General features: G+C 48.6%; 18 protein-coding genes. 11 read left to right on the plus strand and 7 right to left on the minus strand.

Annotated elements, in window-relative coordinates:
• Window position 1 precedes the first annotated feature (1 nt).
• From ACH32G_RS07590 to ACH32G_RS07600, 3 genes are all read right to left on the minus strand, one after another.
• The gene (locus ACH32G_RS07590; RefSeq protein WP_016937793.1) at window positions 2–1,339 is read right to left on the minus strand and encodes an MFS transporter; all 1,338 of its coding nucleotides are present in this window, start codon (window positions 1,337–1,339) and stop codon (window positions 2–4) included.
• A 25-nt stretch (window positions 1,340–1,364) separates the two neighbouring features.
• Window positions 1,365–1,934 carry a TetR/AcrR family transcriptional regulator gene (locus ACH32G_RS07595; protein WP_016937794.1) on the minus strand — a complete coding sequence of 190 codons (570 nt, stop codon included), beginning with the start codon at window positions 1,932–1,934 and terminating at the stop codon, window positions 1,365–1,367.
• 71 nt (window positions 1,935–2,005) lie between these two features.
• Window positions 2,006–4,507 (minus strand): PEP/pyruvate-binding domain-containing protein, encoded by a 2,502-nt coding sequence (locus ACH32G_RS07600; RefSeq protein ID WP_448814170.1) that lies wholly within the window; start codon window positions 4,505–4,507, stop codon window positions 2,006–2,008.
• A gap of 298 nt (window positions 4,508–4,805) precedes the next feature.
• Here ACH32G_RS07600 and ACH32G_RS07605 point away from each other — a divergent pair, with 298 nt between their 5' ends.
• The 3 genes from ACH32G_RS07605 (at window position 4,806) to uvrA (ending at window position 10,083) form a co-directional block, all read left to right on the plus strand.
• The gene (locus ACH32G_RS07605) at window positions 4,806–5,042 is read left to right on the plus strand and encodes a CsbA family protein (RefSeq protein ID WP_003151438.1); all 237 of its coding nucleotides are present in this window, start codon (window positions 4,806–4,808) and stop codon (window positions 5,040–5,042) included.
• A 174-nt stretch (window positions 5,043–5,216) separates the two neighbouring features.
• Complete coding sequence (gene uvrB, locus ACH32G_RS07610) at window positions 5,217–7,202, plus strand: excinuclease ABC subunit UvrB (protein ID WP_045926627.1); 1,986 nt, start codon at window positions 5,217–5,219, stop codon at window positions 7,200–7,202.
• 7 nt (window positions 7,203–7,209) lie between these two features.
• Window positions 7,210–10,083, plus strand: a complete 2,874-nt coding sequence (gene uvrA, locus ACH32G_RS07615) for an excinuclease ABC subunit UvrA (protein WP_047475768.1) — start codon at window positions 7,210–7,212, stop codon at window positions 10,081–10,083.
• Between the two features lie 45 nt (window positions 10,084–10,128).
• On the opposite strand, the gene ACH32G_RS07620 is transcribed toward uvrA, so the two are convergent.
• Window positions 10,129–10,368, minus strand: a complete 240-nt coding sequence (locus ACH32G_RS07620) for a hypothetical protein (RefSeq protein WP_016937799.1) — start codon at window positions 10,366–10,368, stop codon at window positions 10,129–10,131.
• Between the two features lie 200 nt (window positions 10,369–10,568).
• Between ACH32G_RS07620 and ACH32G_RS07625 the strand changes: the two genes are divergently transcribed.
• The 6 genes from ACH32G_RS07625 (at window position 10,569) to ACH32G_RS07650 (ending at window position 17,280) form a co-directional block, all read left to right on the plus strand.
• Complete coding sequence (locus ACH32G_RS07625; protein ID WP_016937800.1) at window positions 10,569–10,895, plus strand: hypothetical protein; 327 nt, start codon at window positions 10,569–10,571, stop codon at window positions 10,893–10,895.
• A 24-nt stretch (window positions 10,896–10,919) separates the two neighbouring features.
• On the plus strand, window positions 10,920–12,017 hold the full coding sequence (locus ACH32G_RS07630; protein ID WP_188154400.1) for a DUF4097 family beta strand repeat-containing protein: 1,098 nt from the start codon (window positions 10,920–10,922) through the stop codon (window positions 12,015–12,017).
• 4 nt (window positions 12,018–12,021) lie between these two features.
• Window positions 12,022–12,216, plus strand: coding sequence for a PspC domain-containing protein (locus ACH32G_RS07635; protein ID WP_003151448.1), 195 nt, complete (start codon window positions 12,022–12,024; stop codon window positions 12,214–12,216).
• Window positions 12,217–12,576 carry a phage holin family protein gene (locus tag ACH32G_RS07640; RefSeq protein ID WP_014418984.1) on the plus strand — a complete coding sequence of 120 codons (360 nt, stop codon included), beginning with the start codon at window positions 12,217–12,219 and terminating at the stop codon, window positions 12,574–12,576.
• Window positions 12,577–12,669: 93 nt separating this feature from the next.
• Window positions 12,670–16,539, plus strand: a complete 3,870-nt coding sequence (locus tag ACH32G_RS07645) for a metallophosphoesterase (RefSeq protein WP_448814171.1) — start codon at window positions 12,670–12,672, stop codon at window positions 16,537–16,539.
• Window positions 16,540–16,704: 165 nt separating this feature from the next.
• Window positions 16,705–17,280 (plus strand): TetR/AcrR family transcriptional regulator, encoded by a 576-nt coding sequence (locus ACH32G_RS07650; protein ID WP_045925873.1) that lies wholly within the window; start codon window positions 16,705–16,707, stop codon window positions 17,278–17,280.
• A 132-nt stretch (window positions 17,281–17,412) separates the two neighbouring features.
• Here the strand turns inward: ACH32G_RS07650 and ACH32G_RS07655 are convergent, their stop codons facing one another.
• The 3 genes from ACH32G_RS07655 to nagA are packed head-to-tail and all read right to left on the minus strand — an operon-like array spanning window position 17,413 to window position 20,070.
• The gene (locus tag ACH32G_RS07655; RefSeq protein ID WP_438420726.1) at window positions 17,413–18,144 is read right to left on the minus strand and encodes a UTRA domain-containing protein; all 732 of its coding nucleotides are present in this window, start codon (window positions 18,142–18,144) and stop codon (window positions 17,413–17,415) included.
• 13 nt (window positions 18,145–18,157) lie between these two features.
• Window positions 18,158–18,883, minus strand: a complete 726-nt coding sequence (gene nagB / locus ACH32G_RS07660) for a glucosamine-6-phosphate deaminase (RefSeq protein ID WP_448814286.1) — start codon at window positions 18,881–18,883, stop codon at window positions 18,158–18,160.
• The gene (nagA, locus tag ACH32G_RS07665; RefSeq protein ID WP_448814172.1) at window positions 18,880–20,070 is read right to left on the minus strand and encodes an N-acetylglucosamine-6-phosphate deacetylase; all 1,191 of its coding nucleotides are present in this window, start codon (window positions 20,068–20,070) and stop codon (window positions 18,880–18,882) included. Before nagA ends, nagB begins: the two co-directional genes overlap by 4 nt.
• Window positions 20,071–20,239: 169 nt before the next feature.
• Here nagA and hprK point away from each other — a divergent pair, with 169 nt between their 5' ends.
• Both hprK and lgt read left to right on the plus strand, forming a co-directional pair.
• The gene (gene hprK, locus ACH32G_RS07670) at window positions 20,240–21,172 is read left to right on the plus strand and encodes an HPr(Ser) kinase/phosphatase (protein WP_013353746.1); all 933 of its coding nucleotides are present in this window, start codon (window positions 20,240–20,242) and stop codon (window positions 21,170–21,172) included.
• 14 nt (window positions 21,173–21,186) lie between these two features.
• A complete protein-coding gene (lgt, locus tag ACH32G_RS07675) occupies window positions 21,187–22,002 on the plus strand; it encodes a prolipoprotein diacylglyceryl transferase (RefSeq protein ID WP_016937807.1) in 816 nt (271 codons plus the stop codon).
• Window positions 22,003–22,014 lie beyond the last annotated feature (12 nt).

A 22,014-nucleotide genomic window follows, 5' to 3' on the forward strand; every position in this document is an offset into this window, starting at 1 on the left:
TTTACGCCGAATGGCTTTTTTTCGTATCAACGGTTTCGCCGGATTTAATTCCAAGCGATACGAACAAGCCGATCACAGATACGCCGATCAATATTATAAACAGAATGTGAAATCCGGAGATTAAACCGATCAGTGCTGAAGAAATAATGCTTCCGAAATAACGGAAGGTGGAAAAAATCCCGGATGCGATACCGGACATGCCCGGTTCTACCGTCGCAAGAGAAGACACCTGCATGCTCGTCAGCCCCGCACCGGACGCGATGCCCCCCACAATAAGCGATGCCATAAGGAACGGGACGGAATGGGAATAAACCAAAAGCAGAAATAAAAGATTGGCTCCGGCCATCAGCCCGAAGGACAGAAAAATCATTCTTCGCGCGCCCCATTTGTGATGCAGCTGAGCTCCGCCCCAGTTGCTGGCGGACATAAAAATGGAAAAGACTGAAAGAGCCATACCGCTGTGCGACGTATTCATGCTGAAGTGGCCGGTCATAAAGAGCGGCATAATCAATAACACGGCATACATCATTAAATTGCTTAACAGAACGGACAGATTGGCGCTTGTAAAGGTTGTGTTTTTAAACAGGTCAAAATCAATAATCGGATGTTTCGTGCGCAGCTCCCGCCTGAAAAATAACGGAACAAATAATAGAATGAGCAGCGCGTACACCCAATAGCCCAAAGAGCTTTCATTTTTCGTCAGAAGAATAATAGAAACAATGCTCCCGGCAAGCAGAACGGATCCGATGATATCAAGCGGCGCGTCAGAGGTTTCTTCTTTATATTTAGGAAACATGATAAATGCCGTCCCAAGTGCGATCGCCAGAAACGGAATGTTGACCCAAAAGATAGAATGCCAGCTGAAACTCTCGATTAAAAGAGAGCCGATAAACGGTCCGAGAGCCGCGCCCAGCCCGGCACCGAGGCCGAAAAAACCAAATACTTTCGGAAGCCGTTTTTCGGACACGACATGGCGGATGATGGCGATGCTGTTTGGCGTAAGCAAAGCGCCGCCGGCAGCCTGAAGCGCCCGGAAGAAAATCAATAAGAAAAGACTTGGCGAGAGGGCGCACCCCAATGAAGCGATCAGAAAAAGGCCGACACCCCATAAATACATTTTTTTATTTCCGTACATATCACCGAGCTTGCCGGCAATGGGCTGTGTCACGGCCATCACAATTAAATACACCGTCACGACCCATGTGATGCTGGCAATTGATTCGCTGAATGAGCGGGAAATGGATGAAAGAGCGACTGCGATCATCGTAGAATTGATGGGAACGAGTATGGCTCCCAGCAAAAGCGAAACGATCAGCGCCCATTCTTTCTTTGAACTCATCCTTCATCCTCCTAGGAGCCGGACATTACCGGCTGATAATTCCTTTAATAAAAATCTCAGTGCTGTGTTTCAGCATCGTTTCTTCAGAAAGAGTAATGACTCTTTTCCCCAGCTGCAGCCGGTGCATAAAATAACCGAAAATCATCGTCATAAAGACGTCTGCATTAGCTTCTTCGCTGCCGGGGCTTATCCTATTTTTCTTTGTCAGTTCCTTAAAGTAAACGATTAAATCCTTTTTCACGGATTGCGGATATACGACAATATCCTGCAGGACGTCTTCGAATAATTCCGGTTCGCGCAGGCAGATGCGGAACACCTCTTTTTTTTGTTCCAATCGCTGCAAAAGGGTCGTGGCGAAATGAAGAAGATCCTCATACAGATTGCCTTCCGCCTTGGTGATCACGCTTTCCGGTACCGGTGCCTGCTGCTCAATCATGGCTTTCATTAGTCCTTGTTTGTTTTTAAAATTACGAAAAATCGTTGCTTCACTTACATTCGCTCTTTCTGCGATTTCTTTTGTTGTCGCGGCGCGGTATCCTTTTTGAATGATAAGATTCATCGCAGCGTCAAGAATTCTCTTGTTCGTCGTTCTCAACATGTTTCACCTCGCGTAAATACTGGCAGGACAAGTATACACCCGCCCTGCCCGTCAATAAAGAGGGAAACCTAGCATGAAGCGCGTTTGACTATCGTAATCTGTCCGTTTGTGCCGTCTACCGAGACGATATCTCCGTCATTGAGCCTGTCAGTCGCGACACGTGTGCCGAGAACAGCGGGAAGCCCGTATTCTCTTGCGATGATCGCTGCATGTGACAGGATGCCGCCCGTATCCGTAACGACGGCCTTTGCATCCTGAAACAGACTGGTCCAAAGCGGTGTCGTCATTTTGCAGACGAGCACATCTCCTGATGAAAAACGGGAGAAATCACTTGCGTCACGAATGACTTTCACCGGGCCGCTTGCGATTCCGCTTGACGCTGCAAGTCCGTAAATATGATGTTCAGTGTTTTTTTCATCTTCTGTGATGGCGCCTGTAACCTGCTCAGCGGCTTTCAGCTGTTCGGGCGTCGGTGTGCCGAGATAAGCGGGCGCTTCAAGCAGCTGATATTGCTGGAAGAGCTGTTTACGTTCAGCGGTTTTTTCCTTCATCGGAACAGGCGTAACCAGTGCTTTCTCGACTTCATCGCTGTATAAGTACCACATATCCTCCCGGTCATCGATCACGCCTTGTTTTTGCAGCAGCTCGCCGATTTTCAAGAGACAAAGGCGCGCTTTGGCGTCCAGCATCGCATCGATATAAAAATGGTGATCATCTATGATGACGGATGCAGATAACGCCCACTGATAATAACGGTCAAACGTCTCCCGGAAGCCGTCATCTTCAATTCGATTCATGAAGGCGGCGTAAAGCTGTTTGCGTTTTGCTATCGTTTTATGAAACTCACTGTCAAAATCGTAGCCGTTCCGGACGTAGTTTTGAATGTTAGCCAAAGCGAAATAAGGATTTTCCGCCCACGTTTCTTCGATCAGATCATGGCTTTTTACTGATCTCCAGCCGTATTCTTGTAAAAATTCGCCGACTTGTTCGAGAAAGCGTTTTCCTTCATCTGATTGCAGAAGCGTCTGATGAAGCTCGTCTGCCTGAAAAGCAGTAAAAACGCGCAGCAGTTCAGGATTGTCTTTTACTTGTCCGGAAAGCAGCCAAAGCTGTCTGTCGGTTTCCAGTGATTTATTCATGACGCCGGCCAGCATTTCATACAGAAGGGAGGCGTTGTCTTTCTCAACCTGTCCGTACATGGACTCCAGTGTCATATTTAACGCAATCTGCGGAAAGACAATGTTGAAATGTTCTTCATATCCTTTTAAATAGAATTCTTGCAGGTTTCGGAATGCCTCAAGGGCAGTCTCCGGTGTATGATTTTTATGCGCCAGTCCGTCCAGCTTTTGATAAAAAGGCAGAAAGGTTTTATGAATAATATCATACATGCGGTCAGCCAAAACGGGAAAAAGCGCTTCTAACTGTTCTGCGGGCAGGTTGTCGTCCGTCTTATGCTGTCTGGAAAAAACATGGCCCTGGTGGAGCTTGACACGCTCAATCTCGATGCCCATCACAGGGAAGGCCTTCGTACTCTCTTTGAGGCCGTATTCTAAAGCAGGCACAATGAGAGAGGCGAATAACGGGCTGATTGGGCCTTCAATATTAGACTCCATATTGATCCAAAAATCTTTCTGGTCCCGAGGCGTCATGATAAATTCCCGTTCTTCGTCTGCCGCTTTCTGATCCTGCGCGATCGTTGTAATCGGTCTGGCCTGAAGCAGATACAGCTTATTTTCGGCAAATCCGAATTCGAGATCCACGGGATAACCGTACAGTTCTTCTGTCTTTATCGTCAGCATGGCAAGTTCTTTGATGCTCTCGTCATCGAGGCAGAAGCGGTTTCTCATGTCAGCGGACGTTTCTTTTTCGGTAACGCCTTCCTTTTGAGAAACGATATACATTTCTTTTAAACCGATTTCTTTGTCAATCCGGAATGTGTCTTTATTGACGATAAATGTGTCGGGCGTCACGCTTCCGGAAACGATTGCTTCTCCGAGACCGTAGCTCGCGCTGATCATCAGTTCTCCGTCATCATGTGTGACGGGGTTTCGGCTGAAAATGACCCCTGACACCTCAGAATTGATCAGCCCTTGGACGACAACGCCCATTAGCGGCTCTGCAGTGTCATTGTTCATTTTCTCTTTATAACCGCTGACCCGCGCCGAAAAGAAGGAAGCCCAGCATTCTTTCACTTTTCCAAGAAACTCTTCTTCTGTTTTGATATTTAAATAGGTTTCGTACTGGCCCGCGAAAGAAGCGCCTTCAAGATCTTCGGACGCAGACGAGGAACGTACGGCAACAGAGGCGTATGATTCTCTCAATTCATAAAAAGAGGCAATCAGCTCATCGCGGAGCTCTTTTGAAAACGTGCCGTTTATAATGGCGCGCTCCATCTCTTCCTCTTCTGCCTGAAGCCGGTTATCTTCCATAAAACGCGTCAGCGCATTTGTCTGAATGACAAAACCGTCGGGAACGGGCAGGCCGTTTTTCGTCAGTTTAATCAGGTTCATTCCTTTTGCGCCTGCTGAGAGGCTCGATTCTTCCGCTTTTTGAAATCGTACTGAATACATGCGGTATAACCCCCTTTTTCTTCATCCAAGAAAATGATAGTAAACACTATCATTACATTGTAAAGAGGGAGGAAGAAACTGTCAAAGACACAAAGACCTAATCCTTCTCCTCCTTTCGGCTGAAGAAAGGCAATTTGGTTCATTTCATTAATGGTTCAATAGATTTACATTCACATTTTTTCTGACAGATGATTGAAGACTGCTGAAAAAGGGTATTGTGATAGCAGGGGAACGATTGTCCGATTCTTCATTTTTTACTATAATCAGATGAGATGAAGAATTCCCGAGGAGGGTTTTTGTGATTACAAAAGCCGTTTTTGCATTATGTTTCCCTTTTATGCTGGTCGTCCTTTTTACGCGGGTCACTTTTAACCATTATGTGGCGATCGCTCTCACAGCCGCACTGCTTTTCGCATCCTATTTAAAAGGTTACACCGAAACGTATTTCATCGTTGGATTGGATGTCGTATCATTGGTAGCCGGCGGGCTGTACATGGCCAAAAAAGAAGCAGATAAAAAGAAAGACAATGCCTGACATGGTGAATATGAAATGGAAGCCTGCTTTTACGCCATAAAAGCAGGTTTTTTATACAAAAATTGACTTGGTAAAAACAAACCATCGAACTTTAGTTCGTATTTTTAGTGATTTTGCCCGTCATTGTGTTACTATATCAATAGGAAGATTTCGTAAAGAAACGGAGGCTTTTTTGTGAAAGATCGTTTTGAGTTAGTCTCGAAATATCAGCCCCAGGGAGATCAGCCGCAAGCGATTGAGAAGCTTGTCAAAGGCATACAGGAAGGCAGAAAACATCAGACTCTCCTGGGTGCGACAGGGACGGGCAAAACCTTTACCGTGTCCAATCTGATTAAAGAAGTCAATAAGCCGACATTGGTCATTGCCCATAACAAAACCCTTGCCGGACAGCTGTACAGCGAGTTTAAGGAGTTTTTTCCGAACAACGCTGTCGAATATTTTGTCAGCTACTACGATTACTATCAGCCGGAGGCGTATGTGCCTCAAACGGATACATTTATAGAGAAAGACGCAAGTATTAACGATGAAATTGATAAACTGCGGCACTCCGCGACATCCTCTCTGTTTGAACGGAGAGATGTCATTATCATTGCGAGTGTGTCATGCATATACGGTCTCGGTTCGCCTGAAGAATACCGGGAGATGGTCGTGTCGCTCAGACCGGAAATGGAGATTGAGCGGAACGAGCTGCTGAGAAAGCTAGTGGATATCCAGTATGCCCGCAATGATATCGACTTTAAGCGGGGGACGTTCCGCGTGCGCGGCGACGTTGTGGAAATTTTCCCGGCTTCCCGTGACGAACATTGTATCAGAGTGGAATTTTTCGGAGACGAGATAGAGCGGATCAGAGAAGTTGACGCTTTGACCGGAGAGATTCTCGGCGACCGCGATCATGTCGCGATTTTCCCGGCTTCCCACTTCGTCACCCGGGCGGAAAAGATGGAAAAAGCGATTCTGAACATTGAACAGGAGCTTGAGGAGCGCTTGAAAGTCATGCGCGAAAACGGCAAGCTCCTTGAAGCGCAGCGGCTTGAGCAGCGGACGAGATATGATCTTGAAATGATGCGGGAAATGGGTTTCTGTTCGGGCATCGAGAACTATTCAAGACACTTGACGCTCCGTCCTCCGGGCTCTACGCCGTATACGCTGCTTGATTATTTTCCGGACGATTTTATGATCGTCGTTGATGAATCACACGTTACGATTCCGCAGGTGCGCGGCATGTTCAACGGTGACCAGGCAAGAAAACAGGTGCTTGTCGATCATGGGTTCCGCCTGCCGTCAGCGCTTGACAACCGTCCGCTCCGATTCGAGGAATTTGAGAAACATATGCACAATATCGTGTACGTGTCGGCTACTCCGGGACCGTATGAGATTGAGCATACGCCGGAAATGATCGAACAGATCATCAGGCCGACGGGACTCCTCGACCCTCTCATTGACGTTCGGCCGATCGAAGGACAGATTGATGATCTGATCGGCGAGATTCAGGCGAGGATAGAACGGAATGAGCGCGTGCTTGTGACGACTTTAACGAAAAAAATGTCAGAGGATCTGACCGATTATCTGAAAGAAATCGGCATCAAGGTCAATTATCTGCATTCCGAGATTAAGACGCTTGAACGGATTGAGATTATCCGTGACCTCCGGCTCGGAAAATATGATGTGCTGGTCGGCATCAACCTGCTGAGGGAAGGTCTTGATATTCCGGAAGTGTCGCTTGTCGCCATTCTGGATGCGGATAAAGAAGGCTTCCTCCGTTCTGAGCGTTCGCTGATTCAGACGATCGGACGGGCAGCGAGAAACGCAGAAGGCCGGGTCATCATGTATGCTGATAAAATCACGCATTCGATGGAAATCGCGATGAATGAAACGAAGCGCCGCCGGGAACAGCAGGAGCATTTTAACGAAATCCACGGCATTACGCCGCAAACGATCAATAAGGAAATCCGCGATGTGATCCGCGCGACGCAGGCCGCTGAGGATAAAGAAGAATACAAAACAAAAGCCGCGCCTAAGCTGACGAAGCTGACGAAGAAAGAACGCCAGAAAGTCGTTGAGCAAATGGAGCATGAAATGAAAGAAGCGGCCAGAGCGCTTGATTTCGAGCGGGCGGCAGAGCTTCGTGATTTACTGTTAGAGCTAAAAGCGGAAGGATGATGAACACATGGCAATTGACCGGATCGAGGTGAAAGGGGCAAGGGCGCACAATTTAAAAAACATTGATGTAACGATTCCGCGGGATCAGCTCGTCGTCGTGACGGGCCTGTCCGGATCGGGAAAATCATCCCTTGCTTTTGACACCATTTACGCGGAAGGACAGAGGCGGTATGTCGAATCGCTTTCTGCCTATGCACGCCAATTTTTAGGGCAGATGGATAAGCCGGACGTTGATGCGATCGAAGGGCTTTCTCCGGCCATCAGCATTGACCAGAAAACGACAAGCCGAAATCCGCGGTCAACCGTCGGAACGGTAACGGAGATTTATGATTACCTCCGGCTCTTATACGCGAGAGTCGGTAAGCCGCACTGTCCGGAGCACGGCATCGAAATTACATCGCAAACGATTGAACAGATGGTTGACCGGATTCTTGAATATCCTGAGCGGACGAAGCTTCAAGTGCTTGCGCCGATGGTCTCAGGCAGAAAAGGCGCCCATGTTAAGGTCCTTGACCAAATCAGAAAGCAAGGGTATGTAAGGGTGCGGATTGACGGAGAAATGGCCGAGCTTTCCGACGATATTGAACTTGAAAAAAACAAAAAGCATTCCATTGAAGTAGTCATTGACCGGATTGTCGTCAAGGAAGGCGTTGCCGCCCGGCTTTCCGACTCACTGGAAACCGCCCTCCGCTTAGGAGAAGGCCGTGTCATGATAGATGTCATCGGCCAGGAAGAGCTGATGTTCAGCGAGCATCACGCCTGCCCGATTTGCGGTTTTTCCATCGGAGAGCTTGAGCCCCGGCTGTTTTCGTTTAACAGCCCGTTCGGCGCCTGTCCGACTTGCGACGGTCTCGGTTTGAAGCTTGAAGTGGACCCGGAGCTCGTCATTCCAAATCCTGAGCTCTCATTAAAAGAACACGCCATCGCACCGTGGACGCCGATCAGTTCACAATATTATCCGCAGCTGCTTCAGGCGGTCTGCCGCCATTACGGCATCGATATGGAGACTCCGGTCAAAGACCTGCCGAAGCATCAGCTTGATAAAGTGCTGTACGGCAGCGGCAATGAACGGATCTACTTTAAATACGAGAATGATTTCGGACAAGTGCGGGAGAATGAAATTGAATTTGAAGGCGTGCTGCGCAATATTGAGAGACGGTATAAAGAGACAAGCTCCGATTATATCCGTGAACAGATGGAGCAATATATGTCACAGAAGCCGTGCCCGACGTGCAAAGGCTACCGGCTGAAGAAAGAAGCGCTGGCCGTTTTGGTCAACGGACGCCACATCGGAACCATTACCGAACTTTCCGTCGGCGATGCGCTGGAATTTTTCAAAAACCTGACGCTGTCTGAGAAAGATATGCAGATTGCAGATTTAATTTTAAGAGAAATTGTGGAACGGCTCAGTTTCTTAGATAAAGTCGGTCTTGATTATCTGACGCTGAGCCGGGCGGCGGGTACGCTGTCAGGCGGCGAAGCCCAGCGTATCAGGCTTGCGACGCAGATCGGCTCCCGTTTGTCAGGCGTCCTGTACATTCTTGATGAGCCGTCCATCGGTCTGCATCAGCGTGACAATGACCGTTTGATCAGCGCGCTGAAAAACATGAGAGATCTCGGCAACACACTGATTGTCGTCGAGCATGATGAAGATACGATGATGGCTGCCGATTATCTGATAGATATCGGACCGGGCGCCGGCATTCACGGCGGCCGTGTTATATCTGCGGGCACGCCTGAAGAAGTGATGAATGATGCGGATTCTCTGACCGGACGTTATTTGTCAGGGGCTCAATTCATCCCGATGCCTCCGGAGAGAAGAAAACCTGACGGCCGATACATTGAAATCAAAGGCGCTACGGAAAACAACCTGAAAAAAGCGAATGCCAAATTCCCGCTCGGCACTTTTACGGCGGTGACAGGGGTATCCGGTTCCGGAAAAAGCACGCTTGTGAATGAAATTCTGCATAAGGCGCTTGCGCAAAAGCTTCATAAAGCCAAAGCGAAACCGGGAAGCCATAAAGAGATCAAAGGCCTCGACCATCTTGATAAGGTGATCGATATCGACCAGGCGCCGATCGGCCGGACGCCGAGATCAAATCCGGCAACTTACACGGGTGTGTTTGATGACATCCGCGATGTGTTCGCGCAGACAAATGAAGCAAAGGTGCGCGGCTACAAAAAAGGCCGATTCAGCTTTAATGTGAAAGGCGGGCGCTGTGAAGCCTGCCGCGGCGACGGCATCATCAAAATTGAGATGCATTTCCTTCCTGACGTGTACGTCCCGTGCGAAGTGTGCCACGGCAAACGTTACAACCGGGAAACGCTTGAGGTCACATACAAAGGCAAAAGCATTTCTGATGTTCTGGATATGACGGTGGAAGATGCTCTGTCTTTCTTTGAAAATATCCCGAAAATCAAACGCAAGCTTCAAACGCTTGCCGATGTCGGGCTCGGGTATGTGACGCTCGGCCAGCCTGCGACGACGCTCTCAGGCGGAGAAGCGCAGCGCGTCAAGCTTGCTTCCGAACTGCATAAGCGCTCCACCGGCCGGACGCTGTATATTCTGGACGAACCGACGACAGGCCTCCACGTTGATGATATCGCAAGGCTTTTGGTTGTGCTTCAAAGACTCGTCGATAACGGAGATACCGTTTTGGTTATTGAACACAATCTCGATATCATTAAAACGGCGGACTACATCGTCGATCTCGGACCTGAAGGCGGCGCGGGCGGCGGCACGATCGTAGCCTCCGGGACGCCTGAAGAAATTATCGAAGTGAAAGAATCATATACGGGCCGCTATCTGAAACCGGTAATGGAACGTGATAAAAAACGGATGAAAGCATTGCTGGCCGAAAAAGAAACGGCAGCCACTTAACAGATACAAGAACAGCCCAAAACCGATCGGTTTTGGGCTGTTGTGCTACAGGCTTTTCTTCTGTTGGGGAAGCTGTCTGCTTAAATGCATTAAGTCCTGCAGAATATGAGTGCTGCTGCTGTCCAGCAGCACTTTTATATATTGAATATCATGAGAAATGGGAAGAGGCGCCGCCTTGATCTGTTCTAGTTCAGCCAGCATTTCGCTGTTCATTCTTTTCTGTTCGCGAATCAATTTTCGCAGGCTTTCTTCCGTTACTTGGTCGTTTCCGGGATCTTTCTCCATTTGGTATGTCCTCCTTGCATACGGTCAGGCTTTGTTACATATTGTAATCGGTTAGGGGAAAAGATTCTATAGTGAAATCTCTGAAATGAAAAATTACGTATAACGAAGCATGTCCTTTAGCATGAAAATGAAACCCGCCCATTCGTCATACGTATGTATAATGAAGGGCCTTTTACATTACCGCACAGGGAGTGTTTTTATTGAATCGAAACCAAGCGATCATCGCATCCATCTGTTATTTCAGCGTGTTTTTCGCGCCTCTTATTCTTCCGATTGTGGCTTACTTCGTCGTCGATGAAAAAGAGACGAAGCGGCATGCCATGCGCGCCCTGATTTCTCACATCATTCCGTTTGCGGGATTGCTGATTGTGATTGCCGGTGTTGTCGGAGGAGCGATTACGGCTCAGGGGGAGAGTATGGTTCCGGTTTTTGTTATGATAGCAGGAGCAGCTGTTTATTTTCTGATCCTCATCGGAATGGTCATTTGGAATATCGTGCAGGGAATAAAGGTATTACGCCAGGTGTAAGAAAAGTCGGGGGAGGAGTTTTATATGAAGCAGGAGAAAGAACGGATTTTAAAGCTTGTGGAAGAAGGCAGGCTGACGGCGCAGGAAGCTTTGACGCTCATTGAAAAACTGGATCTTGAATATAAAGAAAAAGAAGAGCAGATCACCGCATTATCAACGGAGGTCCAGGAATCTGCGGAAGATTTCAAAAGCGGGACAAAAGAAAGCCAAAAGCCGTCGCTCGGTGCTAAGCTGTTCGATTGGATTGATTCGGCTGTCAAAAAAGTGAAGGAAGCGGATCTGGATCTGAATTTCGGCCACGCACACGACGTGCAGCATATTTTTCAATTTAAAGACAGTGAATTCTCAGCCATTGATATGCAGATTGCAAACGGCAGCGTCAATATCGTACCGTGGGAGGATGAAGATGTCAGAGCGGAGTGCCAGGCGAAAGTGTACCGGGCGGACAGTCAGGAGGCGGCGCGCACCGCATTCCTCCAGCACATTGAGTGTGAAATGAAGGGCAATAAGTTTTTTGTCCGCACGGAAAAGAAAACGATGAAAACCAATGTCACGCTTTATGTTCCTCAGAAAGAGTACGATAAGATAAGAGTGAAACTGTTTAACGGACCGATCAGAGGGGAACATTTACATGTAAAAGAATTCTCGGCGAAAACGACAAACGGCGTTCTGTCGTTCTCTCATCTGACGGCTGAGAAAGCGTCGGCGGAAACGGCTAACGGACAAATCAAGCTGGCCGGCCATCAATGCGGCGCGATCGAAGCAGAAACAATTAACGGCTTGATTGATTTGCGCGGATCGAGTGAATCTATAGACGTCCAAAGCTTTAACGGCAATATCATCCTTACCGTGACAGCGCCGCACTGCCGCTCCATCTACACAAAAACGACGACCGGAAATGTGGAGATCGCCCTGCCTGATGACTCGGCGGTGAAAGCGGAGCTCAAAAGCAATCTCGGCTCTCTCAGCCACGAGCTGATTGATGCGGAGATTTTAAAGGAAAAGAATGATACCATTCAAAAAGAACTGATGCTGGAATCAAATCAAGCCCATGATCAGCATCTCTCGATTTTCTCAGAATCGTTAACAGGAGCCATTAAGCTCAAGCATACTCAGAGGTGATTGGATGAAAAGACTTTACCGTTCAGAAAAAAACCGTAAAATCGCCGGTGTCGTCGGCGGTTTGGCGGAGTACATCAATATGGATGCGTCGCTTTTGCGCATCATAACCGTTGTATTAGCGCTTGTCACGAGCGGAATCGTGCCGATTGTATATATTATCTGGTGTTTTGTCGTACCTTTAGAAGGAGATTTGAAATAAATGATCAAATGGGCAGTCAGCATTTTAGTAAATGCTTTATTATTAATCGTTATCGCGGGATATTTTGATTCCGTCCATATCAGCAGTATCGGAGCGGCTGTCATCGCCAGTGTGATTCTTTCTGTGTTAAATGTGCTGATCAAGCCGATCATCGTCATATTGACATTGCCTGTCACGGTTGTGACCCTCGGCCTTTTTCTGTTTGTCATCAACGCCATTACGTTAATGATGACTGCTGCCTTGATGGGAGACAGCTTTCAGATTGACGGGTTCGGCACCGCCATTTGGGCATCCGTCGTGCTTTCCGTTTTCCACTTGCTGATTCAAAAAGGCATATTGGAGCCGCTTAGAAAAGGATAAAAAAAGAGCTGTCCCCGAGGGGGCAGCTTTTTTATGTGCGGTTACATAAGCGGAGGCCTCCTGACGCAACATAATGCATAGGGAGGTAATGAGATGAAACTTGTGATGACGCTCTTTTTTCTGATTGGTTTGCTTTGTGTGAGTCCTTCTGCGGGTGCGGCGCGCAAAGAATCGGCAATCCCGGTGAATCAGCAGGAATTCGGACAGCCGCCTCATTACATACCGCTTCTGGAGAATCCTCCCCAAATCGAAGTAAAGGCGGAAATGAAAAGAAACCTGTTCATACAGGCTCATGTACAGAATGCCGATTATCAAGCGTTTTCGGCGTTTCTTTTTTATAAACAAAGCAATGAGCTGGGATATAAGATGGTGCCGATGGAGCCCGCTCCAGGCGCAATCCGGCTGTTTACGGCCCAGGTTTCAAAACGGGATATCTGGAATGGAGAATTGGAATATTACCTCGTTTTCACCAACGGCAGACAGCGGGCGGAATCGGAGAAAAAGCGGCTGAAGCTGGACGGCTATCAAGCCGATTTGAATCATATTCCCGAGCTGATGATTACGGAGCTTGCCGTTGATACGAAAAATGAAGACGGCGCTGATGCCTATGAATTTATCGAGGTGTATAACACGACGGACAGACCCATTCACTTTAAGGATTATCATATCCGCTACCGCTATCCGAAGGAAGGGCCGGATTCAGATGTGATATGGAGGCCGAGAGAAGATATTGTCATTCCGTCAGGCGGCGCTTATGTGTTTTGGCTGAGACGCGCCGGATCAGAACTGACGGCAGATGATTTCAACCGCTATTACGGAACCCGCCTGAAGGAGGGAAAACATCTCGCCGTCATCGAAGGGACGGACGGAATGTCCAACGCCCGCCCGCGGACGGTGGTGCTGTCAGCAAACACCGGAAAAACCATCGCCTCAGCGCACTACCGAAAACACGCATTCCGCCGGCTGACTTCTTTGCTGTACAAATATCCGCTGAACGGAACGGGAGAATTGCTGAAGATCTCCACAAGCGAACATAAGCCGTCACCGGGCTCCGTTTTTCAGGCGCAGATCCCTCAGCAGAAAAGAGTGATCAAACCGGACAAGGAAAAACCAGTCATTGAAGACCTTACAGACAAAAAGCCGGTCCGGCCGGCAGAAAGCATTGAATTAAAAGCGGACATCCGGGACAAAAACCTTGTCAAAACAGCCGCGTTTTATTACAGAACCAATGAGAACAAACCATTCAAACGAATTCTGGCTGAAAAAGACCGCAACGACAGCTTATACCGTCACATTATTTATTCTCCGGAACTGCTCGGCCAGGATCAGCTGGAGTATTATATCGCAGCCGGTGACGGGGAAAATGAAGCAAAAACACCCGTCAAGATGATTGACATTGAACAGACGAGTAAATCACACGGACTCAGAATGAACATTGAACCGGAAGATACGATATCGGGCACCTATCTGCTCAAAGCCACATCTGACGCCGACGCGGATAAGATCAGGCTGTGGATTGACGGCAAGCGGCAGGAGACCCGGCCGGCGCTGGAAAAAGAGGTCTATTTCGCCTTTGATGCCCGAAAAACCAATCTTTATTTCAAAAACACCGTCATGATGGAAAACGAGGTGCTGCACATTTTTGACGATCCGGCTCACCGCTACAGAACGTATTCGGTTCTGCTTCCGGAACGTCTGCTGCAAAAAGGGGGCAAAACGCAGAAAGTATCCATCCGCGCGGGCTCAAAGGTTTCTCCGTATGACACGGGGGAGAATCGGGATGATTTTATCGTAAAAAATGCCCGCCTGGTCCTTTCAGACGGAACGTTGATCAAAGACGGGAAGCGGGATCCTGCTGAGCAGCTGTTTATCGGTGACGGGAAGCGGGCGAATCAGAGCATGACCTTCTCATTCAGCCTGCCGGATCATTTATTTACGTCGCGGCTTTTGCCATGGAATACGGCGAAGCTTTCTGAAGGCTATCACCAGATTTTTGTAAGCGACGGTGAGGAGCAGCTCAGTCAGTCTGTGCGGGTGGACAATACAGGGCCGAAAATTGTTCCGGGTATCAAAGAAGGCGCGACATTGAAAGGTAACTTTGAGCTGAAAGCGGACATCCGTGATAAATGGAGCAAGGTGGAAGAAGTCAAAGCGTTTTTGGACGGAGAAACCATCACGCTCCCGCATCATACGTCATCAGCCGATCTTAAGCCCGGAAAGCATACCCTTACCATCACTGCGGCAGACCTTGCCGGAAATGAAACAACGTCCGTCCGCACCTTCCATATCAAACGGGAGGAGCCGGATCAGCCGGAGCTTGCCGATCAAAACATAAGCGCCCATAAAGTGAAGCTGTCCGTCCGGGTAAAAGATCCGACGAAGGATGAGATGAATGTATCATTTTACCGGGGATTCCGTTACACCGCGCGGAATCCGGGCAGCGTGAGAGTGTATAAACACGCCTCATTAACAGAACCGCCGCGAGGCATAAAAGAAAATGAAATGCCGTTTACACTGCCGGAAATGAACCGCATCTCGGCAAATGACGGAAAAACGGTCTCATCGGAAAGCAAGGAACGTTTCCCTTATCACCGATTTGAAGTCACCGTTGACCCTTCTATTGACGAAACGGACTTGGCTGAGGCGGTCTGGAAAGGAAGCTCTCTGCCCGGCCGAAAGGTAACCATGTATATTTGGAATTACCGGACAAGCCGCTGGCAGGAGGCGGACAGCGTCCTTGCCAAAAATAAAAAGCCGTTTACGTTAAAAGCCGCCGTGTCCGCAGCGGATGCGGTGAAAAACTCAAAGATGAATGTCATCGTTCAGGATCAAATCCCGGCAAAAGGCAATTACTCGTTTGTCTGGATGTCCGATACACAGTATTACGCACAAGGGCACCCGAACATTTTTGACAAAATGACGGAGTGGATCAAAGAAAATAAGGAAAAGCACAATATTAAATATGTCTTTCATACCGGCGATATCGTCGATGATTCAATGGTGATGAAACAGTGGAAAAACGCTGATCACTCCATGCGGACACTTGATAAGGCGGGGATTCCGTACGGCGTGCTTGCCGGCAATCATGACGTCGGCCATAAAGACGGCACATACCGCACCTTCGGGGATTTCTTCGGAAGCCGCCGTTTTGAAAAGAACATGCATTACGGCGGGTCATACAAAAACAACCGCGGGCATTATGATCTGCTGTCGGCAAGCGGGAACGATTTTATTATGATTTATATGGGCTGGGGCATTACGGATCAAGAGATTGACTGGATCAATCAAGTGCTTAAGCAATATCCGGACCGAACCGCCATATTATGTTTTCATGAGTATTTGCTTGTGAGCGGAAACCGAAGCCCGATCGGGGAGACGATCTACCAAAAAGTCGTTAAGCCGAATCGCAATGTGGCGATGGTATTGAGCGGCCATTATCATAATGCCGTGAAAAAAACCGATGCCCTTGACGATGACGGCGACGGAAAACCGGACCGTCTCGTTCATCAAATTCTGACCGACTATCAGGACGGTCCTGAAGGGGGCCAAGGCTATATGCGCATCATGCAATTCGATCAGGCCGCCAATCAGGTTCACATGTTCTCCTACTCGCCGTATACGGATGACATCAATTACTATGACACCGATCTGTTCGCTGATAAAGACGAATTTTCAGCTGAAATGGATTTACAGCCGAAAATGAAAAAGGTAGCGACCGATTATTTTGAATGCAACGTTTATACGAACGAACTGCTCGGTCATCAAAAACACGTAAAAAGCGGAAAAACCGCAGAGTGGGTCTGGGACGGCCTGCAGCCAGAATCAGTTTATTACTGGTACACCGTCGTCAAAGATCCGTACAACGGCAAAACAATATCACCGATCTGGATGTTCAAAACGGGAAAAACCCCGTATGCTCCAGCTCCGGATCAGCTTGATTTCAGGCATGTCTCCAACCCTTAATAGTGAAATACCGCCTGCTGATCGCTCAGAACGGAATCTGACGGTCAGCAGGATTTTTTCTGTGCGGAAATGGCTGCGCCCTGCTGTGATAAGTGCTTTTGACTTTTTTATGTCCCTTTTCTATACTAAAATCGATTGGTTTTCTTAAATGCAGGAGGAAACATAATGAACAGTAAAACCGGGACAAAAGAAAGAATTATTCAAACCTCTGCATATCTTTTTCAGATTCAGGGATACCATGCGACAGGTTTGAATCAAATTATAAAAGAGAGCGGAGCACCCAGAGGGTCTGTGTATCATCACTTTCCAAACGGAAAAGAAGAACTCGCCATTGCGGCAATCAGACATACGGGAAGATGCGTTGAAAAGCAAATACAGAATAGTATGTCTGAATTCGGGGACCCTGTAGAAGCCATTCAGCACTTTATTCATGTAACGGCTGAACAGTTTAATGATCCTCAGAATATTGAGGGCGTGCCGGTTGGATTGCTGGCGGGTGAGACCGCTCTGATCAATGAAACGTTAAGATGCACATGTGTTGAGGTGTTCAAGAAGTGGACGGATGTGTTTGCGGCAAAATTTCTTGAACATGGATTTGAACAAGAGGAAGCGGAGAAGCTTGGGATGACAATCAACTCGATGATTGAAGGCGCAATCATGTTTTCGCTGGCTCACAAAAACAAAGAACCGCTGCTGCTGATTTCAAAGCAGGTTCCGTATATTGTCCAAAACAGAGGGTAGCATTTTAGTACTCTTTTCTTTATAAAAATAGATACCAGAACCCCAGCCTCTCCGTTTTGACAGAGTCATAGAGAATTGATTTGAAAATGGCAGATCAAAAAACATCTCCAACCCGTAACGGTTGGAGATGTTTCATTTCACCCTGTCCATATAATGCACGAATGTGTAGCGGTCGCCTCTGTAGGCGGATTTGACATGCTCAAAGGCAGTGCCGTCCTGCAGATAAGTGGTCCGCTTGATATAGAGGACGGGCGCGCCGGGCTGGATCCCGAGCAGTTCGGCTTCTTCCTCGGAAGCTGTTCCCGGTTCAAGCTCTTGTTTGGCACGTGAAATCGGCATCTGATTGTACGCTTCGATGTGCTCATACATGGATGATTGAAAATGGGAGGCATCCAATTTCCCCGCCTTGTCAAACGGGATGTACGAGGCTTCGATCGCCATCGGGATATCATTCGCCAGCCGGACGCGGATGATTTTATGAAGCGTTGCCGGACAGCCGCATCCCAGGATAGAAGATAATTCTTCCGTCGCCTGAATCAGCTGGTATTCGGCAAGTCTGCTCCCCGGCTTCATGCCCCGGCTTCTCATATCTTCGGTGAAGCTTGTCAGCCCTTGAAGCGGCTGCTCCATCTTCAGTTTGCTGACGAAGGTTCCACGGCCTTTCTGTCTGTATAAAAATCCTTCATTCACCAAATTGGAAAGCGCCTGGCGCACCGTCATGCGGCTGATGCCGAATTGTTCGGCGTATTCCCGCTCCGACGGAAGCAGCGCATCCGCTTTCAGCTCGCCGTTTTTGATTTGGGTTTTCAATTGTTCCATAATCTGAAAGTAAATCGGAATCGGAGATTGTTTATCAATCTGCATAGGTCAAATCCTTTCAATCGCCGCCCGCAGCCTCTTCATCAATCAAGACCGTCACATCCGGGTGTTCGTGCAGGGCGGAGGCGGGGAATGCTTCAGTGACGCGCCCGTCCAGAAGCTGCTTCACCGCTTGGGCCTTGCTTTTTCCGGATGCCATGATCAAAATCCGTTTGCCGGACAAGATCGTCCTGATCCCCATTGTCACGGCTTTTTCAGGAACTTGATCGATTGACGGAAAGTACCGCGCATTCGCCCGTCTTGTCTCTTCATTCAGCTCAACGACATGGGTTCGGGATTCAAATGGCGTCCCGGGCTCATTAAAGCCGATATGGCCGTTGTGTCCGATGCCTAAAAGCTGAATATCCGCTCCGCCGAGTGTTTGAATCAATCGGTCATAGCGTTCGCATTCAGCATCAAGATCGTCTGCCCGTCCGTCAGGGAGAAAGCGGCGGTCCTTTTTGCTGTCGATATGTGCAAAAAAATGTGTATTCATATAATAATGATAGCTGTTTTTGTCCTCGGGAGAAAGCCCGGCGTATTCATCAAGGTTGATCGTTGTGACATCCCGGAATGACAGGCCCTCGGAGCGGTGCATCCGCACAAGCTCTTTGTATACGCCTTCAGGGGTGCCGCCCGTCGCAAGGCCGAGAACGGCATCCGGCTTTTGTTTAACTGTTTCAGCAATCATCTCTGCGGCTTTTTCACTTAATTCTTCATAATGTCTGCATGTGATGACGTTCATGTCCAATCAGCTCCTCCTGAGATATATGCGGTGTTTCCTCGGCAAATCGTTGCCAGCACGCCGCACTGTCCGTCCGTCAAAACAACGTCGGCGTCTTTTCCTTCCGCAAGGCTTCCTTTACGGTCAAAAATGCCGAGCCGGCGGGCTGCATTTGCCGCTGTCATATTAGCTATATCCAGCCATGAGCAGTTCGTAAACCTGTGCATGAGCGCCGCGCCTTCATTCATTTTTAAAATGGAACCGGCCAGCGTCCCGTCAGAAAGAAGCGCTTTGTCTCCGCAAACGGTGACTCTTTGTCCGCCGAATTCGTATTCTCCGTCCTTAAGCCCTTTTGCCCGCATGGAGTCTGTAATCATGATCAGGTTTTGGCTTCCTTTCGCCAAATAGGCAAGCTTTACAGCCAAAGGATGAGAATGAATGCCGTCAGTGATCAGCTCCGCCGTGATGCGGCCGCAGGCGAGCGCCGTACCGATGCCCCCCGGCTCACGGTGGTGAAAGGAGCTCATGGCGTTGAAAAGGTGTGTCATATGCAGCGCTCCGGCATCCGCCGCTTTTTCTAAAAGATCGGCTCCCGCGTTTGTGTGTCCCATTGACGGGATGATGTTCCGGTCTTTTAAATAACGGATCAGGCTGAAATCAGGATCTTCTTCCGGTGCAAGCGTCACGATTTTAATCAGACCTCCGGAGAGACGCTCCCATTTCTGAAAGAGCCCGGCATCGGCCGGCGTAATCCATTGTTTCGGCTGTGCTCCCGCTTTTTTCGGAGAGACAAACGGTCCTTCTAAATGAATGCCGATCAACTCAGCGCCTTTATGAGCCTGCGGTGAGGAGTCCGTCCATTCCTTGGCGTTTTTAAGCGCTTTTTCAATGTTTTCGTGCTGCTGTGTGATCGTGGTCGCTAGAAAAGCGGTTGTTCCTTCTTCGGGCAGCCGGGCGGACATTGTCTCAAGAGCCGCGAGATCGGCATCCATCGTATCCGCGCCGTAACCGCCGTGAATATGGATATCTATCATTCCGGGAAGCGCATACGAGCCCGCGGGCGCCTTCCATTCCTTCTCATACGTTTCTTGCGGTCTTGTTTGACCCGCGTAAGAAATGATGCCGTCTTTTATGCCGAGAAATCCGTTTCGGATGATTTCCTCTTCTGTTACGATGTCCGCACCGCTGATTAACAAGCTTTCAGCCACTTTAAAACACGCCTTTCTGGTTAGTTGTTAGTTTTATTTTACTCTTTTTCAGACTAGTTATCTAGACCAGTTATGCCGGAATTGTATAAATCTGTTTTGGTTCAGACGGTAAAGTGATAAAATATAACTGTTCAAAGCTCGGAACATCCCAGAACAGGAGGAACATATCTTGGCAAAGGTTCGGACCAAAGACGTAATGGAGCAGTTCCATTTAGAATTGATCAGCGGAGAAGAAGGGATTAACCGCCCGATTACGATGAGTGATTTATCACGGCCCGGTATTGAAATCGCCGGTTATTTTACATATTACCCGAGAGAACGGGTGCAGCTTTTAGGAAAAACGGAGCTGTCATTTTTCGATCAGCTTCCTGAGGAGGATAAAAAACAGCGGATGGAATCGCTGTGCACCGATGTGACGCCGGCTATCATACTTTCCAGAGATATGCCGATCCCGCCGGAGCTTGTAGAAGCATCCGAGAAAAACGGCGTGCCGGTGCTGAGATCCCCTCTGAAAACAACCAGGCTGTCAAGCCGGCTGACGAATTTTCTTGAGAGCCGTCTCGCGCCCACAACCGCCATTCACGGCGTGCTTGTGGATATATACGGCGTCGGTGTGCTCATAACGGGAAAAAGCGGTGTCGGTAAAAGTGAAACGGCCCTGGAGCTCGTCAAACGCGGCCATCGTCTTGTCGCGGATGACTGCGTCGAAATCCGGCAGGAGGATCAGGATACGCTCGTCGGAAATGCGCCTGATCTGATTGAGCATCTGCTTGAAATCAGGGGTCTCGGCATTATAAATGTCATGACGCTGTTCGGAGCGGGCGCTGTCAGAAGCAATAAAAGAATTACAATCGTCATGGACCTTGAGCTTTGGGAGCAAGGGAAGCAATACGACCGTCTCGGACTTGAAGAAGAAAAAATGAAAATCATTGATACGGAAATTACAAAACTGACCATTCCGGTCCGCCCTGGGCGAAATCTCGCCGTTATTATCGAAGTTGCGGCGATGAACTTCAGATTGAAGCGGATGGGCTTAAATGCCGCCGAGCAATTTACGAATAAGCTGGCGGATGTCATTGAAGACGGCGAACAAGACGAATAGGAGTTGGCAATAATATGAACGAAGCAGGAACACCAATCAATCCGATTGCCTTGCAGCTCGGGCCTTTATCCGTGCACTGGTACGGGATCATTATCGGCGCGGGTGCGTTATTAGGGCTTTGGATGGCCATGAGGGAGAGCGAAAAGCGGGGGCTGAAAAAGGACATTTTTATTGATCTTGTTCTTTTCGCCATCCCGATCGCAATCATTTGCGCCCGGGCATACTATGTGCTTTTCGAGTGGAGCTATTACTCGGAACACCCCGGGGAAATCATTAAAATTTGGAAAGGCGGCATCGCGATTCACGGCGGATTAATCGGCGCGATCGCAACAGGCGTTGTTTTTTCAAAAGTAAGAGGGATCTCATTCTGGAAGCTGGCGGATATTGCCGCGCCGAGTATTCTGCTCGGTCAGGCCATCGGGCGCTGGGGAAACTTTATCAACCAGGAGGCTCACGGCGAAGCGGTCAGCCGTTCATTTTTGGAAAGTCTTCACCTTCCGGATTTCATCATTAATCAGATGTACATAGACGGACATTATTATCACCCGACGTTTCTGTATGAATCGCTATGGAGCTTTGCGGGTGTCGTGATTCTGCTTCTGCTCCGCCGCGTGAACCTGCGCAGGGGCAATCTGTTCTTAACGTATATCATCTGGTATTCGATCGGCAGATACTTTATTGAAGGAATGCGCACGGACAGCCTGATGCTCACGAGCCAGCTTCGGATCGCGCAGGTCATTTCCATTGTGCTGATTGTTCTTGCGATTATTTTAATGGTTTTCAGACGCGTTAAAGGGTATGCCGATAAGCGGTATGCGGATACGGACTGACGTCTGAAATCG

This window comes from Bacillus sp. CIS52 (assembly GCF_053545315.1).

Coding starts and splice junctions, on each gene's coding strand:
- ACH32G_RS07590 (WP_016937793.1), bottom strand. CDS start 1,339: ATGAGTTCAAAGAAAGAATGGGCGCTGATCGTTTCGCTTTTGCTGGGA.
- ACH32G_RS07645 (WP_448814171.1), top strand. CDS start 12,670: ATGAAACTTGTGATGACGCTCTTTTTTCTGATTGGTTTGCTTTGTGTG.
- ACH32G_RS07635 (WP_003151448.1), top strand. CDS start 12,022: ATGAAAAGACTTTACCGTTCAGAAAAAAACCGTAAAATCGCCGGTGTC.
- ACH32G_RS07655 (WP_438420726.1), bottom strand. CDS start 18,144: ATGCAGATTGATAAACAATCTCCGATTCCGATTTACTTTCAGATTATG.
- ACH32G_RS07630 (WP_188154400.1), top strand. CDS start 10,920: ATGAAGCAGGAGAAAGAACGGATTTTAAAGCTTGTGGAAGAAGGCAGG.
- ACH32G_RS07620 (WP_016937799.1), bottom strand. CDS start 10,368: ATGGAGAAAGATCCCGGAAACGACCAAGTAACGGAAGAAAGCCTGCGA.
- lgt (WP_016937807.1), top strand. CDS start 21,187: ATGAACGAAGCAGGAACACCAATCAATCCGATTGCCTTGCAGCTCGGG.
- nagB (WP_448814286.1), bottom strand. CDS start 18,883: ATGAACGTCATCACATGCAGACATTATGAAGAATTAAGTGAAAAAGCC.
- uvrA (WP_047475768.1), top strand. CDS start 7,210: ATGGCAATTGACCGGATCGAGGTGAAAGGGGCAAGGGCGCACAATTTA.
- ACH32G_RS07650 (WP_045925873.1), top strand. CDS start 16,705: ATGAACAGTAAAACCGGGACAAAAGAAAGAATTATTCAAACCTCTGCA.
- ACH32G_RS07600 (WP_448814170.1), bottom strand. CDS start 4,507: ATGTATTCAGTACGATTTCAAAAAGCGGAAGAATCGAGCCTCTCAGCA.
- ACH32G_RS07640 (WP_014418984.1), top strand. CDS start 12,217: ATGATCAAATGGGCAGTCAGCATTTTAGTAAATGCTTTATTATTAATC.